16 protein-coding genes are annotated in these 13439 nt (G+C 54.6%); 2 read left to right on the plus strand and 14 right to left on the minus strand.

The genetic code is table 11. The annotated features are described in order from the left end of the window. Positions 1-2: 2 nt before the first annotated feature. The 10 genes from ACT3RR_RS18260 to ACT3RR_RS18305 form a co-directional block, all read right to left on the minus strand. The gene (locus tag ACT3RR_RS18260) at positions 3-1922 is read right to left on the minus strand and encodes a BglG family transcription antiterminator (RefSeq protein ID WP_496200871.1); all 1920 of its coding nucleotides are present in this window, start codon (positions 1920-1922) and stop codon (positions 3-5) included. 125 nt (positions 1923-2047) lie between these two features. Then, positions 2048-3244 (minus strand): lactonase family protein, encoded by a 1197-nt coding sequence (locus tag ACT3RR_RS18265; RefSeq protein ID WP_353500762.1) that lies wholly within the window; start codon positions 3242-3244, stop codon positions 2048-2050. A 122-nt stretch (positions 3245-3366) separates the two neighbouring features. Further along, on the minus strand, positions 3367-4107 hold the full coding sequence (gene dagF / locus ACT3RR_RS18270; RefSeq protein ID WP_154145842.1) for a 2-dehydro-3-deoxy-phosphogluconate aldolase: 741 nt from the start codon (positions 4105-4107) through the stop codon (positions 3367-3369). Next, positions 4104-5231, minus strand: coding sequence for a DgaE family pyridoxal phosphate-dependent ammonia lyase (locus ACT3RR_RS18275; protein ID WP_353500760.1), 1128 nt, complete (start codon positions 5229-5231; stop codon positions 4104-4106). Before ACT3RR_RS18275 ends, dagF begins: the two co-directional genes overlap by 4 nt. Then, positions 5215-6354 carry an amidohydrolase/deacetylase family metallohydrolase gene (locus tag ACT3RR_RS18280; protein WP_353503881.1) on the minus strand — a complete coding sequence of 380 codons (1140 nt, stop codon included), beginning with the start codon at positions 6352-6354 and terminating at the stop codon, positions 5215-5217. The genes ACT3RR_RS18275 and ACT3RR_RS18280 overlap by 17 nt, the downstream gene beginning before the upstream one ends. Before the next feature lie 120 nt (positions 6355-6474). Continuing rightward, the gene (locus tag ACT3RR_RS18285) at positions 6475-7122 is read right to left on the minus strand and encodes a DUF4310 family protein (protein ID WP_034786691.1); all 648 of its coding nucleotides are present in this window, start codon (positions 7120-7122) and stop codon (positions 6475-6477) included. Positions 7123-7137: 15 nt separating this feature from the next. After that, on the minus strand, positions 7138-7914 hold the full coding sequence (locus ACT3RR_RS18290) for a DUF4311 domain-containing protein (RefSeq protein ID WP_034786690.1): 777 nt from the start codon (positions 7912-7914) through the stop codon (positions 7138-7140). A gap of 77 nt (positions 7915-7991) precedes the next feature. Continuing rightward, positions 7992-8288: a DUF4312 family protein gene (locus ACT3RR_RS18295; protein WP_496200872.1), complete on the minus strand. Its 297-nt coding sequence runs from the start codon at positions 8286-8288 to the stop codon at positions 7992-7994. Next, complete coding sequence (locus ACT3RR_RS18300; protein WP_034786688.1) at positions 8288-8653, minus strand: glycine-rich SFCGS family protein; 366 nt, start codon at positions 8651-8653, stop codon at positions 8288-8290. The genes ACT3RR_RS18295 and ACT3RR_RS18300 overlap by 1 nt, the downstream gene beginning before the upstream one ends. A 39-nt stretch (positions 8654-8692) precedes the next feature. After that, positions 8693-9040, minus strand: a complete 348-nt coding sequence (locus ACT3RR_RS18305; RefSeq protein WP_034786687.1) for a PRD domain-containing protein — start codon at positions 9038-9040, stop codon at positions 8693-8695. A gap of 410 nt (positions 9041-9450) precedes the next feature. Here ACT3RR_RS18305 and rnk point away from each other — a divergent pair, with 410 nt between their 5' ends. Continuing rightward, the gene (gene rnk, locus ACT3RR_RS18310) at positions 9451-9858 is read left to right on the plus strand and encodes a nucleoside diphosphate kinase regulator (protein WP_353500758.1); all 408 of its coding nucleotides are present in this window, start codon (positions 9451-9453) and stop codon (positions 9856-9858) included. A 42-nt stretch (positions 9859-9900) separates the two neighbouring features. Here the strand turns inward: rnk and cybC are convergent, their stop codons facing one another. Further along, positions 9901-10287, minus strand: coding sequence for a cytochrome b562 (cybC, locus tag ACT3RR_RS18315; protein WP_353500757.1), 387 nt, complete (start codon positions 10285-10287; stop codon positions 9901-9903). Positions 10288-10484: 197 nt separating this feature from the next. Further along, positions 10485-11825: a metalloprotease PmbA gene (gene pmbA / locus ACT3RR_RS18320; RefSeq protein ID WP_353500756.1), complete on the minus strand. Its 1341-nt coding sequence runs from the start codon at positions 11823-11825 to the stop codon at positions 10485-10487. A gap of 204 nt (positions 11826-12029) precedes the next feature. Between pmbA and yjgA the strand changes: the two genes are divergently transcribed. Further along, entirely contained in the window at positions 12030-12584 is a 555-nt protein-coding gene (yjgA, locus tag ACT3RR_RS18325) for a ribosome biogenesis factor YjgA (RefSeq protein ID WP_353500755.1), read from the plus strand. A gap of 80 nt (positions 12585-12664) precedes the next feature. On the opposite strand, the gene ACT3RR_RS18330 is transcribed toward yjgA, so the two are convergent. Together ACT3RR_RS18330 and ACT3RR_RS18335 are read right to left on the minus strand one after the other, a co-directional pair. Next, positions 12665-12967 carry a barstar family protein gene (locus tag ACT3RR_RS18330; protein WP_496200873.1) on the minus strand — a complete coding sequence of 101 codons (303 nt, stop codon included), beginning with the start codon at positions 12965-12967 and terminating at the stop codon, positions 12665-12667. A gap of 5 nt (positions 12968-12972) precedes the next feature. Next, positions 12973-13419, minus strand: a complete 447-nt coding sequence (locus ACT3RR_RS18335) for a ribonuclease domain-containing protein (RefSeq protein WP_496200874.1) — start codon at positions 13417-13419, stop codon at positions 12973-12975. Positions 13420-13439 lie beyond the last annotated feature (20 nt).

Below are 13439 nucleotides of genomic sequence, written 5' to 3' on the forward strand. Positions count from 1 at the left end.
TCTTAAATTCTACTCAAACAATCTATCGCTATCGCTTTAAAAGAATTAAAACTCTCACTACTTAGCAAACGGCTCATCGACCTTTCCCGCACGAACGTCACGAACAAATCGTAAATCGCCATCGCCTCTTCATAGTCCGCTTTGCTGATCGCCAGCAGGAAAATCACATGCGCAGTTTCGCCATCGCCCCACTCAATGCCCTGCGGGGATAGCAGGGTGATCACCACCGTCTTCTTGGCGAGCAGCCCCAGCGAGTGCGGCAGCGCAATGCCTTCGCCCAGCATGGTCGACACAATCTCTTCGCGCTCGACCACTGACGGATAGAACTCTGCGTCGACATAGCCCTCTTCTTCCAGCTGGCTGCACACCTTGTGGAATAGCTCGGCCTGGGTCATCGGCTGATTGATTATCATGAAATGGCGCTCGTCGAAAAACTTCTCCAGCATATAGGGCCGCGTGCGGTCCACCAGCACCAGCTTGCCGAGCTGCTCCATCTGGTACTCGGTGGGGAATGGCGACAGCACCACCACCGGCTTGTTCTTCTCGGTGATGCGCGCATTGGAGATGATGAAATCTTCGTCGATGTGCTCCAGCTTCTCGTAATCTCGCAGCGTCACCACTTGCGTCACCACCAGCTGCGGGTATTTGCGGCTAATCTGCGCCTGAATCATGCGAATGGTCGAGTTGCCGGTATCGCACACCAGCATCACCTGCGGATGGCGCTGGTAGCCGATGTTGTAGTGGCGCTCCAGCCCGACGCCGATATGCAGCACCAGAAAACCGATTTCGTTTTCACTGAGCGAATAAGGGGTGTATTTGCCCCAGCTCGATACCGCCGCCAGCGTGACGTCGTAGGCCATTGGGTAGTGCTGTTTGATGTTGCTCAGCAGCGGGTTGGGGATGTTAATCTGATACTTCACCCGGGTTATCATGGTTTTGATATGGGTGAGCAAGTCGGCGCGGAGCTGCTTATCCCCTTGTAAATCATAATTATAGTGCGCATTGATGTAGGACAGAATGTAGTCCACCAGCGACTCATCGTCATCGGCATTAATATCCGTCGGCAGGATGTTCTGCACCCGCCGTGCCGCGATATTCACCCGCAAATAGACCTCTTCAGCCGCCGGGATCTCCTTACCTACTAGCGCCTTAAGCTCGGCCGCCAGGCGCGTAGAGACCTGCTTCACCGCCGGGTCGCCCTCTTCAGCATCAAAATCCGTCAACGGATAGCCGCCGCTAATGCGCTTAATCGCCACCGCGCAGTACAGAATCAGGTACTGCTCACCTTCATCGGTCAGTTGGATCGAGGACTGCGCCAGCGACTGGTGCATAAAATCGGTTAACGGCCCCAGCGCCTCAAGCGCCAGACTCTCGGTTTTCAGCAGCGGATGGCTCTGCTCGTCGCTTTCCAGCTGGAACAGCAAATCCGTCAGGCAGGAGCGAATCGCCAGCTCGGCGCCAAACAGCTTCATGCCGTAACGCGGCTTGGTTTCAATGCTCAGGTGGTAACGTGCCAGACGTTCTCTGACCTCAGCCATATCATTTTGCAGGGTTCCCCGGCTGACAAACCATTCATCGGCCAGATCTTCTAGCTTGAGGGAAAAGGCTGAGGTCAAAAAGCGTATAAGCAGGTAATTCACCCGCTCCGGCGCGGTGCGCGGCGTTGGGCTGACCCGACGATTATTGGTTTCCTGCAACGCAGAGAACAGCGTCTGATCGTCGATTTTCAGCTGATAGCCGCTACCGCGGTTATGCACAAAGGAAGCGCCGTACTGGGCCATAATTTCATTCAGCGCGGTAATATCAGCGCGCACGGTGCGAGTGGAGACGTCAAGGCGCTTCGCCAGCTCGTCCTGAGGCAGCGTTTCGGCCTGTAGGGCATCAAACAGATGGGCCAGTCGTTGATAGGGAAATCTCACCATAATCCTTCCAGTCGGTTGTTGCTGTGAAACATCAATTCTACTGCCACTTGAAATGACAAGGCGGGATGACCAACCGCGTCACCCCGCACCCGTTATTTTCCGCCTACCTCACGAGGTAAAACGGCTTAAGGAACAATCACCATCTGCGACGGGCTGCCCACTGGCGTGTAATCATCAACAAAAGTCAGTTTACCGCTCTCGGCGGCAATCTTGAATCGAGTGATGTTATCGCTTCGTTGATTCATCGCGTAAATGTATTTTCCATCCGGCGACAAGGTCAGCGTGCGCGGGTAGTCGCCACGGGTCCAGGCTTCTTCCGCGAAGGTCATTGCCCCCTCGCCCGTCACGTTGATTTGCGCGATGCTGTTATGCAGGCGGTTCGCCACGTAAAGGTGATGGCCATCCTTGCTCAGCACGATACCGGCGGCAAAGTTGGTGCCTTTAAAGTTAGCAGGTAATGAAGAGAGCACGTGCAGCTGGGTCAACGTGCCTTTGGCGCTGTCGAAGCGATAGCTGGTCAGGGTCGAAGCTTCTTCGTTAATCAGGAACACCACTTTGCCGTTCGGGTGGAACACGAAATGGCGCGGCCCCGCACCGGCGGAAGAGGCGTTGATAAACGGAGGATCGTTGGCTTCCAGCTTGCCGCTGGCACTGTCCAGCTTCCACTGATAGATCCTGTCCAGACCCAGATCGGTTGAGAAGACAAACTTGCCGCTCGGATCGGTGGCGATCATGTGCGCGTGCGGGCCGTTGTGGTCGCTGGCGGCAAAGCTGCCCGGCGCCGCAGCTTCAGGTTTGGCGGCACCGGCCGGGCCTGAGTCCTGTTGATGATCGCTGGCTTCGCCCAGTTTGCCACTGGCATCCACCGGGAAAGTCGCCACCACGCCGCTGATGTAGTTAGCCACCAGCAGGTGATCGCCTTTTGGCGTCAGCGATAGGTACACCGGACCTGCGCCCTGTGAATCTACCTGATTGATTAGCGTTAAGCTGCCGTCCTGCGGGTTGATTTTATATGCCGCAATCGCACCGTTTTTGCCGCCATTGAAGTTATCGATTTCGCTGCCAATGAACAGCGTTTTGCCGTCGTGGCTCAGCACCATCTGTGCCTGATTCGGCAACTGGCTGGCCAGCACGCGCTCAGTCAGCGCGCCGGTTTTGCTATCAAATTTAAAACGATAGACGCCTTCGCCATTGGGATTGTAAGTCCCGACATAGGCATAGTGTGAAGTTTGGGCCATAGCTTTTTCTGCTGCGTAGAGCGGCGTGGCAGACATCGCCAGCATCGCGGATGTTAAACCTGAAATCAGTAACCAGTTTCTCATACATTTCCTCAAATCAAAGGGATTGCCAGACAAACGCGGGATCCCTGCGCCATAAAACGGCGACGCAGGGTGTTTAACAGCGCAGCGAACTGACGGCGCGGATTGGAATACGAGAATAAACCTCAGCTTACGAGCTTTTTGACGCTCGCCAGCAGGGTTCTGACATCGGCCGGACGGGTGTCGCCGCTGGCGCTGTCGATAATCGAGCTATAGATGTGCGGAATGATTTTGCTCACCCCGGCTTCGAGGGCGATCTCCATGATCGGCTCGAAGTTTTCCAGATCGATACCACCGGTCGGCTCCAGCCAGAAATCGTGCTCGGCGCAGGCGCGCGCCACGGCGGCGAACTCATCACGGGTCTTCAGGCCGCCCATCGGGAAGTATTTCACCGAGCTGCCGCCCATGTCTTTGAGCAGCGCAATGGCGGTTTCGACCGGCACGATGGCGTCGGGCTGCGAGGCGCTCAATGGCCCGGTGTTGATTTTAACCCAGCCCACTTTGCCGGTTGGGGAGATCAGGCCGTTAACCACGCTGTCGTTTTGGCCCAGCAGCGCGCGGCTGGTGCCCACGCCGGTGAACACCTGATTGACGTGCTGCGGCTGGACCTGCTGTGAAATCAGGCTGACCATCAGCGACTGGCGCGGATCGCCCGCGCCAAGCCCGACGGACAGGGCATTTTCAATCAGCGACGCGTACTCTTTCATATCCGCCACGGCAGAAGGTACATCGGCATAGTTCTTGGAAAGCACGCCAACCAGCACGTGGCCCTGCGCCGCGTCATAGATGTCGCGGGCGTTGTCTTTGGAGCCTGCCAGCACGTTCAGACACACGCGATCGCGGTAGAAGTTCGGGGTCAGGTTCATGCTTTTGCTCCATCAAAAAGTTGTTTGAAACGTTCAGCGACGATGGCTAACTGCGGCGGAGTCACGCTGCGCACGTCGACTTCAATCTTGCCTTCGTTGGCGCGGTAGCCACGGAAGTACACCGCGATATCGCCCTCTTTCATCGCTTCCACGATGGCTTTGGTTTTCCAACCCAGCACGGCTTCGTCGAACGTGATTTCGGTGCGCGCAATGTCGCGCCCGGCGCTGTCCCACACCACGCGGCCACTCACACCGTTGATTTGGTTCAGGCTGTCGATGAATGGCGTCATCTTGTCCACCATCTCCTGCCCGGTGGTTTTTGGCTGGGTGATGTAACTTTCAATCGCCTGCGTTAAGCCAAGAATGCCCTCTTTACCCACTTTCATCGCGCGGCCAATGCCGCCGGACTGCTGCTTCACCCACTCGACGTACTGGTGCTTGCCCAGCACCAAGCCGCTGGTTGGGCCTTCGATGGCCTTCGCGCCGCTGTAAATCACCAGCGTTGCGCCCATGTTGTAGTAGCAGGTCAGATCTTCTTCAGCGGCGGCATCGACGATCAGCGGGAGGTTGTGCTCCTGCGCCACGGCGGCGGCTTCTTCCACGGAGAGAATGCTTTTCTGCACCGAGTGGTGCGATTTGATGTACATAATCGCGGCGGTGCGCGGCGTAATGCAGGCCGCCAGCTGGGCAGCAGAGCATTCGTTGGCATAACCGGCTTCAACAATTTTACCGCCACCCAGGGTGATCATGGTGCCGACCGGCGCGCCGAAGTTTACATTGTGGCCCTTCGGCAGCACGATGTCGTGCGGCACGTCCAGCGGCGCGGCGTGCAGGTTTTCCAGCAGCCAGGCATTGTCTTTGATAATCACGGCGGCGACGGACTGAGCAATCCCCGCCGAGGCGCAGGACACCACTACCGCGTTTTCAACATCCAGCAGTTTGGCGATGTAAGCCCCGGTTTTATTGACCAAATCCTTCATTTCGAAGTAGTGATTCAGACCAGTATTCACCACGTCAGCCACTTCCGGGCGCGGGGTAGACACGCCTAGCGCGGTCATACGACCTGAAGCATTAATGACCTGTTTTAGCTTATATTTTTCGTAGAGATCAGCATTGGAAGACATGATTTGATTTCCCTTCATCAGTTAATAGGGTGACGCCAGCGACCACGGCGGCCAGTGGGATCAGATGGTGTTCGCCGGTCACTGACTGGCCTTCGGAGTCGAGAAAGACTTTTGGCGCGTGTTGGATCTCAAACAGCGTCAGGTCAGCATCGGCACCGACTTCGAGGCGTCCTTTTGACGGCAGGCGAAGCGCGTCGGCGGCGTTACAGGTGACGCAATCAATCACCTGTTCTAACGTCATGCCGACGGTAAAGAACTTGGACATCACCGCGGCCAGGCTGTGGACCGGGCCGTTGACGCGGTTGCGGCAGTAAATATCGGAGCTGATGGTGTGCGGCAAAATGCCTTGCTGAATGGCCAACTGGGCCACTTCAAAGCTAAAGCTGGCGCTGCCGTGGCCGACGTCGAGACGCACGCCGCGGCTCAGGGCGCGTTTAATCGAATCTCGCAGCACGCCCTCTGGCGATAAAATGCGGTTGGGTTTGCCGTTGTAGCAGTGGGTGATGATGTCGCCCGAAGTGAGTAAATCGGCGATTTCATCCAGATTTGGCGGGTTATTGCCAATGTGCACCATCAGCGGCAGGTCGTCGTTTTCCTGCTGAATTTCTTTGGCGCGGATCAGCGGCTTAATGCCGTTTTTGCCCACTACGCTGCTGCTCATGCGAGCTTTGATACCAATGATGAAGCCGGGGTTGCGGGCAATGGATTCGCGCACGCCCACTTTGTCGATTTGCTCCATGTCCGCCAGCTCGTTTTGGGTCACGATGCCGGTACGGGCGATATTGAGGAAAGCAAAGACGTTGGTTTTGGCCTGGCGGGTCAGCTGGTAGAAGTCATCGACGTCGTTCGCGCCGGTGCTGCCTGCATCAATAACCGTGGTGACGCCGCTGGCGACGCCGACTAAATCCGGCTCGTCGTGATAAATCGGCGATTTGCTATAACAGTGAACATGAGAGTCGATCCACCCGGCGCTGGCGAAAACCTTGCCCTGTAGTTCGAGAATCCGTTTGGCGCTGACGCTGGAATCCAGCTGGCCGATGGCGGCGATTTTACCGTCGTGAATTGCAATATCCGTCAAGCTGCCGTCTGAGCTTTTTGCCTGTCGGATTATCAGGTCATACAACATACGCCATTCTCCGTAAACGCAGGGCAGTCACAGTGGCCACCCGACCCGTTCTGTCCTGCTTTTAGGCGTCAGCGGCGAGCCGCCGACGCCTGATTTAACTCGTTTTATTGCTTTCTACTACAGCGATACTGGGAAAATTGCACCGAGGATCATCGCGCCTAGAATTGCGCCGCCGGTGATCGGTTTCTGCCAGATATAGAACACCAGCGCGCCGAGCAATGACCCCAGACCGATTGGGATTGAAGCCGCCATGGCGGAGAGGATAATCAACGGGCCGAGGAAGCGGCCTGAGGCGTTACCCGCGCCCATCATGACGTCTGCGCCATAGGTCGAGTTACTCTGGTTGATGGTAAATTTACGCGCCAGAATGATGATGTAACCCACCGCCAGCCCCAGAATCAGGCCAGTCACCAGAGACGCCGCGAAGTTCGCCACCGGGAACACGATGCCAGCACCCAGCAGAATCGCCGGAACCCCTAGCCCAATACCCGTCTGGATAGCGCCGCCGATATCAAGAATACCGACCAGCGAACCTTCGATAATACGGGCGAACAAGAAGCTCGCGCCGAAGGCCGCTACTGCGCCATACACCCCGGTATCCATGCCGGAACGCAGCATTGAGACGAAGGCGACTTCGTTAAAAGCACCGATGCCGTACAGGTAGTACATGTGCGTACCGGCAAATACCCCGGAGGAGAGTAATCCGACGAAGATCGGGAACGACCACTCGGCGTACCAAAAACCACTTTTGGCTTGTTCTTCCATTGTCATAATCCCCTGTTACTTGCCGCTAAGAGAGTTGTGAATGCCGTTCAACCATGCCGGAACATCCAACATGAAGGACTGCAGCAATTTCACATCGAAACCGCGGAAGAACCCGCTGAGCACGAACAGCGCAATAATTGCCGCCATCATCACCTTAGTCACATGGTTCCAGCCGCCCTCTTCGACGCCTTTACCAATCAAGATACCCAGTACCAGACCCGGCACGGCGTTACCCATGATCATCTGCGCCAAACCACCGAAGATGGTGGCCCAGAAGCCGGAGCGGCGGCCTGCGTCAATCGCAGCCAGCCAGAAGATCACTGGCATGACGGTGTTGACCAACAGGTTAGCAGCGGGCACCAGCACTTTCACCGCGGTAACCTGCAAGGCTGCCGGTACGGCGGAGGCGGTGGTGTTAAGGAACGCGACGACAATCATGCCGATAACAGCACCGGCGATGGCCATCTTGCGCGGATCATGCAGGGTTTCAGACACGTTGCGGTTTTTCACCATCAACGAGGCGGCTGCCCAGTGAGGAATAATGCGGTGGTCGACGTCTTGTGTGAAGGAACCCGCAGCGACAGAAGACGCCCAGGCGTTAAAGAAGAAGCCTAAACCGAATGAGAAATGCGAAGCTGGATCGCCTTCACAGGAATTTAATTCCCCAAGAGTACGAAAAGCCCCCATCCCTTGCACGCTTGGCGCGTGAAACATACGTGCAGCACCTGCACCTACGCCCACGCCGACCAATCCGCCGATAATAAGCGACTTAAATAAAATAATTAAAAACATCAGTATATCCTTGTCATTTATAGCTAACGTTTTTAGAGCCTTGCACCAAGAAATAATATTCTTGACTCAATGGCTCCTTATTTAGTGACAAAAACTACCTTGTCAGTCTCTATTGCCGTCATATTGACGGTAATATCGAGCACTACGTAATAACTCTTCCTTTCTCTGGCCAGAAAAAAGAACAGGAACTTTTCCTTTCTTACCGTCTCTTCTGCGGTGATCACCTTGACGTCCTGCGGTTCAATTCGCAGCAAGATATTATTCGTAGATTTAAGAACGGTTATTTGCACCTGACTCAGCGCGGCAGAAAAGGCGGCGGCCTTATTTTCGCCTTTTCCTTCAACCCGAACAGTGGTGGTTAATTGTTGTTTCATTACGGCTGGCCGAATTTCTTGATATAAGCTTCAACCAGGCGTTGACCCAGCTCTTCTTTATCCATAAATCCGAAACCTAATACATTACAGCCTTCGTTAATTGCAGTTACGCCTTCATCCACAGAGCGCATTCCATATTTTGCTTTATATCCGTATTTGGTTTGCGCAGTAATTGCGCCCGCGCCGCCACTGCCGCAGAAAGAGATGCCGAAGGTGGCATTTTCTGCTTTCATCACGTCGCCTAATTTCATGTCAGCGGCCACGCCCGGCACCACGATAGCCTTGCCACCTGCGGCTTCTACGCCTGCTGCAACTTTCTGGCCTTTCCCTAAACGGTCGCCGATAACAACGGTAATTTGTCCCATGAGTTCTTTCTCCAGATAAATTGAGTAAAATTTAAATTGTTAAGAATTATTGTCTTTTGCGACTTCAAAATGTACCGAGAGTAAATAAGCCTCTTCGATAGGTAAATTACCGAACAGGTCGACAACCCGCTCCGCCATTCGCATTGACTCCGCAGAAATTTCGTCAAACAGCTCTTTTTCCACCTCGGGTAATGGCTCACCGGTAATAGAGCGTAATACCATTGCCTTAACGTGCGAGGCTAACATCTGCTGCTGGACATCATTGGTATAGATATTTTCGGCGTTCAACATAACCTGAATATCTTTTAACACTTTCTCTGTGGTTGCTTCTGCGTCTTCCAAACCAATTTGCCCTGCCGTATTAACAGATGCGGTTCCGTTATTCACTCGCGGTTACCCCTCTCCTTGCCGTGCAATGCTAAAAAAGCGCGTTTATTTCATCTGTCTTTACCCTAACCCCGCGGGCATTTCCTGTGTAGATGGTTTTTTTCCAGTTCAAAGTGGAAATGCAGTGACCTAAGCGGATCACATTCTCAAAACTGGGATTAATCTGGGGATACGACTATCAGACGGCGAGGGTTCAGGGTATTTCACTGCTTAACGGAGTTTTAGTAGTGACGAATGAAAGGATAGCCCTTCCATTTTGCGCTATCTCTGCCTAGTATCAGATGAGAAATTCGAAAAACGCCAACACCCCTGCGCTAGTGCGCGGGGGTGTTGCTTTTTGACAATCGGCAACCATGCCACCCAACACCATCGCTCGCGATGGCGACTCAGAAGGAAATAGGAATAATGCTATGAGCAAACCGACCCTGACCATCAACGAGCTGGATGCAGAACGTTTAGATTCCTTACTGGCGAAGCCTGCTTACGCAAGCAGCCCGGTGGCAGAGGCATTAAACGAAGAACTGGATCGCGCTGAAATCCTGCCGCCGCAGGAGATGCCTGCCGACGTCGTGACGATGAACAGTAAGGTACGCTTCACGGAAGGCAACGAAGGGGAAGAACATGTTCGCACGCTGGTTTTCCCGGCGGCGTTAAAAGATACCGATGAGCAGCTGTCCGTGATGGCGCCGCTAGGTGCGGCACTGCTGGGCCTGCGCGTGGGTAGTAGCATCACGTGGACGATGCCCAATGGCAAAGAGAGCCTGGTTAAAGTGCTAGAGTTGTTGTATCAGCCGGAAGCAGCCGGAGAGTACCGCTAGTCAGCGTCACGCCCTCCCGATGACCGGGAGGGCGTATAAATCTTATCTGAACTTCTTATGGTTCTCGTCACGAATCGCTTTGAAGCCTTGAGCTTCCTTCTTCGCGTCATCCAGTTTGCCAGCCTTCGCCAATGCAGAGGCTTTGTCGATACCGGCCACTAAATCATCCATGCCTTTTTTGTAATCCTGAATCTCTGGGCTGTTGGCCGCTTTCCCTTCCAGTTTTGGCGGGGTTGCGTTTTTAGCGTCCAGCGCGGCGGCTTTCATGTTCGCCAGGCTCGCTTCGAAATCCTGTGCATTGCTGGCTTTCAGCGCTTTGCCGTAGTTATCGGCGATAGTGTCCATGTTGGTGCCGACATCCGCCGCCAGAACCATAGAACTGCTTCCAAGTAGGGCAACGGCAACCATTGCTATCAAATGTTTACGCATTTTCGGGTCATCCATCTAGGTTAATAGAAATTTATAATTTTGTTAAAAAACGACATTACTTATTCAGCAATGACAAAATAAATGGGCGAAGGAAAAAGTGGCAGAGCTTTTTTGTAAATAAGTAATGTCTGAGCGGAAAAGGATAAAAAAAACGCAGCGATCGGGCGATCGCTGCGCGGATAACGCGAAGAAAACGATTATTCGCCGGCGATTTTCATCTCTGGCAGCAGCACGGAGCCACACTGAATATTGCTGCGCGTTTCGATGTCGCTGCCAATACTCACCATGTTGCGCCACATGTCTTTCAGATTGCCAGCGATGGTTATTTCGCTAACCGGATACTGAATTTCACCGTTTTCCACCCAGAAGCCCGCCGCGCCGCGCGAGTAGTCGCCGGTCACGCCGCTGACGCCCTGGCCCATCAGCTCAGTTACGACTAAGCCTTTGCCCATTTTGCGCAGCATAGCGGCGAAGTCATCGCCCTGCCCGGCAATGCGCCAGTTGTGGATGCCGCCCGCGTGGCCGGTGGTTTGCAGGCCGAGCTTGCGCGCCGAGTAGCAGGTCATCAGCCAGCTTTGCAGCACGCCGTCTTTGACGATGTCACGCCGCTGGGTGCGCACGCCTTCGCTGTCGAACGGCGTAGAAGCCAAGCCTTGCAGCAGGTGCGGATGCTCTTCAATCGTCAGCCACTCCGGCAGAATCTGCTTGCCCAGACTGTCGAGCAAGAAAGAGGATTTACGGTAGATGCTGCCGCCGCTGATAGCGCCGACCAAGTGGCCGAACAGGCCGGTCGCTACTTCAGAGGCGAACAGCACCGGGGCTTTCATCGTTGGCAATTTACGCGGAGAGAGGCGCGACAGCGTGCGGCGTGCGCACTCGGCACCCACCCATTCAGGATTCGCCAAATCACTCATTTTACGCGCGATGGTATAGGCGTAATCGCGCTCCATGTCGCCATCGTGCTCGGCAATCACCGAGGCGGAAATCGAGTGGCGCGTCGAGCAGTAGCTCTGCAACATGCCGTGGCTGTTGCCGAAGACGCGAATGCCGTAATGGCTGTTGAAGCTGCCGCCTTCGCTATTGGTAATGCGCTTATCGGCGGCTAACGCGGCCTGCTCGGCGCGGGCTGCCAGCTCAATGCCGCGATCGGCGTCTAATTCGGTCGGGTGGAACAGGTCCAAGTCCGGGGCGTCGAACGCCAGCATCTCTTTATCGGCGACGCCCGCGAAAGGGTCAGGAGACGTGAAGCGGGCGATGTCCAGCGCGGCCTGCACGGTGCGAGAAATGGCATCTGAGCTGAGATCGGTAGATGACGCGCTGCCTTTACGATTCTGATAATAGACGGTAATACCTAACGCGCCGTCGCTGTTGAATTCGACGTTCTCAACATCACCAAAGCGGGTGCTTACCCCAATGCCGGTGGTCTTGCTGACCGCGACTTCAGCACCGTCTGAACCGGCTTTCGCTAATTCGAGGGCCTGAGCTACGGCCTGTTCCAGTGTCTTACGCTGTTCTGCAACTTGATTGACTACGTTCATCAGCCTGCCATCACTTATGAGAAAAAAGAGGTTACGTTGTCTTTGAGTCTAACAGAGACGCCCCATTATTTCGCACCCGACACGCTAGGAAGCGGCTTAATATGCAACAGAACGTGGAGGTAAACCCCATAACCATGCATAATGCCGCCAAGCAATAAAGCACAATGAAAAATGATAGGAAAACCTCCCAAGGAGGAAGCACTCATGACAAAGAAAATTGACGACTGGCTGGATGACGTTCCCGAGAGCAACGAGAACGAAGAAGATGATGAAATCATCTGGGTCAGCAAAAGTGAAATTAAACGCGACGCCGAAGCCCTGAAAGATTTGGGTCAAGAGATGGTCGATTTAGGCAAGAACTCGCTGGACAAGCTGCCGCTAGATGATGATCTGCGCGCCGCCATCGATTTAGCCCAGAAGATCAAGAAAGAAGGCCGCCGCCGTCAGCTACAGCTGATTGGTAAAATGCTGCGTTCCCGCGATGTTGATCCTATCACCACCGCGCTGGATAAGCTGAAAAACCGCCACAACCAGCAGGTTTCCCTGTTCCACAAACTGGAACAGCTGCGTGACCGTCTGGTGGAAGATGGCGACGACGCGATCCCGCCGGTGCTGGAGCTTTATCCAGAGGCCGATCGCCAGCAGCTGCGCGCGCTTATCCGTAACGCACAAAAAGAAAAGGCAGCCAATAAGCCGCCTAAATCTTACCGCCAGATTTTCCAATATCTGCGCGAGCTGGCCGAAGCCAAAGACCTGTAAGTCTTTTCAGCCATCAGCAGTAGCCACCGCGAGTCACCGGGTGGCTGCTACTTTTCACTCTCTCCCGCCTACTCTTTCGCTTACTCTTTAGCTTTACCCGTCGCCGCCGCCGCTTTCTCTTGCACGTTAAAACGCAGCTCGCCGTCCAGCTCCTCTTCCGCCTCTTCAAACAGCAGAATCAGTGCGCCAAAACGCCGTTTACGGCTGGCATTCAGATGGGCAAAATCAATTTCAACGGGCAGCGTAATGCCTCCCGTCACCTCATCCCAGAGTGCGTCAAGATTGGCACCAAAGCTCTCGCTCAGACCAAACTGACGGGCAAACTCGCTATAAAACGCGGGCAAATCGGGAATATGATTAAAATCGAAGACCACTTTATTCATCGATGTCACTCCACCCGAACAAATTGTTTATAGTGATCGCGGCTGACGTAAATCAGGCCATAGCTGGCGAACAGCACGCGGTCGGCGCCGCGCCGCCCGCAGCGATAGTTGATATCCGCCTCGCGCCACACGCGTTTATAAGCATTAGGCAGGCGCCCTTCACGGTTTGAGAACCTGTCGCCGCCTATGGCCTTACCCGGTAAGACCTGACACAGATTGCCCGCGCGGGCGTCCCATCCCGCATCACGTGCCTGCCGTTTAGTCACGTAATAGTCGGGCAACCGATGATTCTGCCGCAAATAGCTCACCACGGTTTGCTCCGAGGTCAACCCAGCCAGCGTATCAGAGGATTGTTTCGCCAAAACGACAGACGAGAACGGCCCCGCCAACAGCCCGAGGCACAAACTTATCCAAACGCTGCGCTGACGCAGCCCTTTCAATCGATTCATCATTGCCCTGTTTATACTCATTC

The sequence above is a fragment of the Ewingella sp. AOP8-B2-18 genome, assembly GCF_052376015.1.
Lineage (GTDB): Bacteria > Pseudomonadota > Gammaproteobacteria > Enterobacterales > Enterobacteriaceae > Ewingella > Ewingella allii.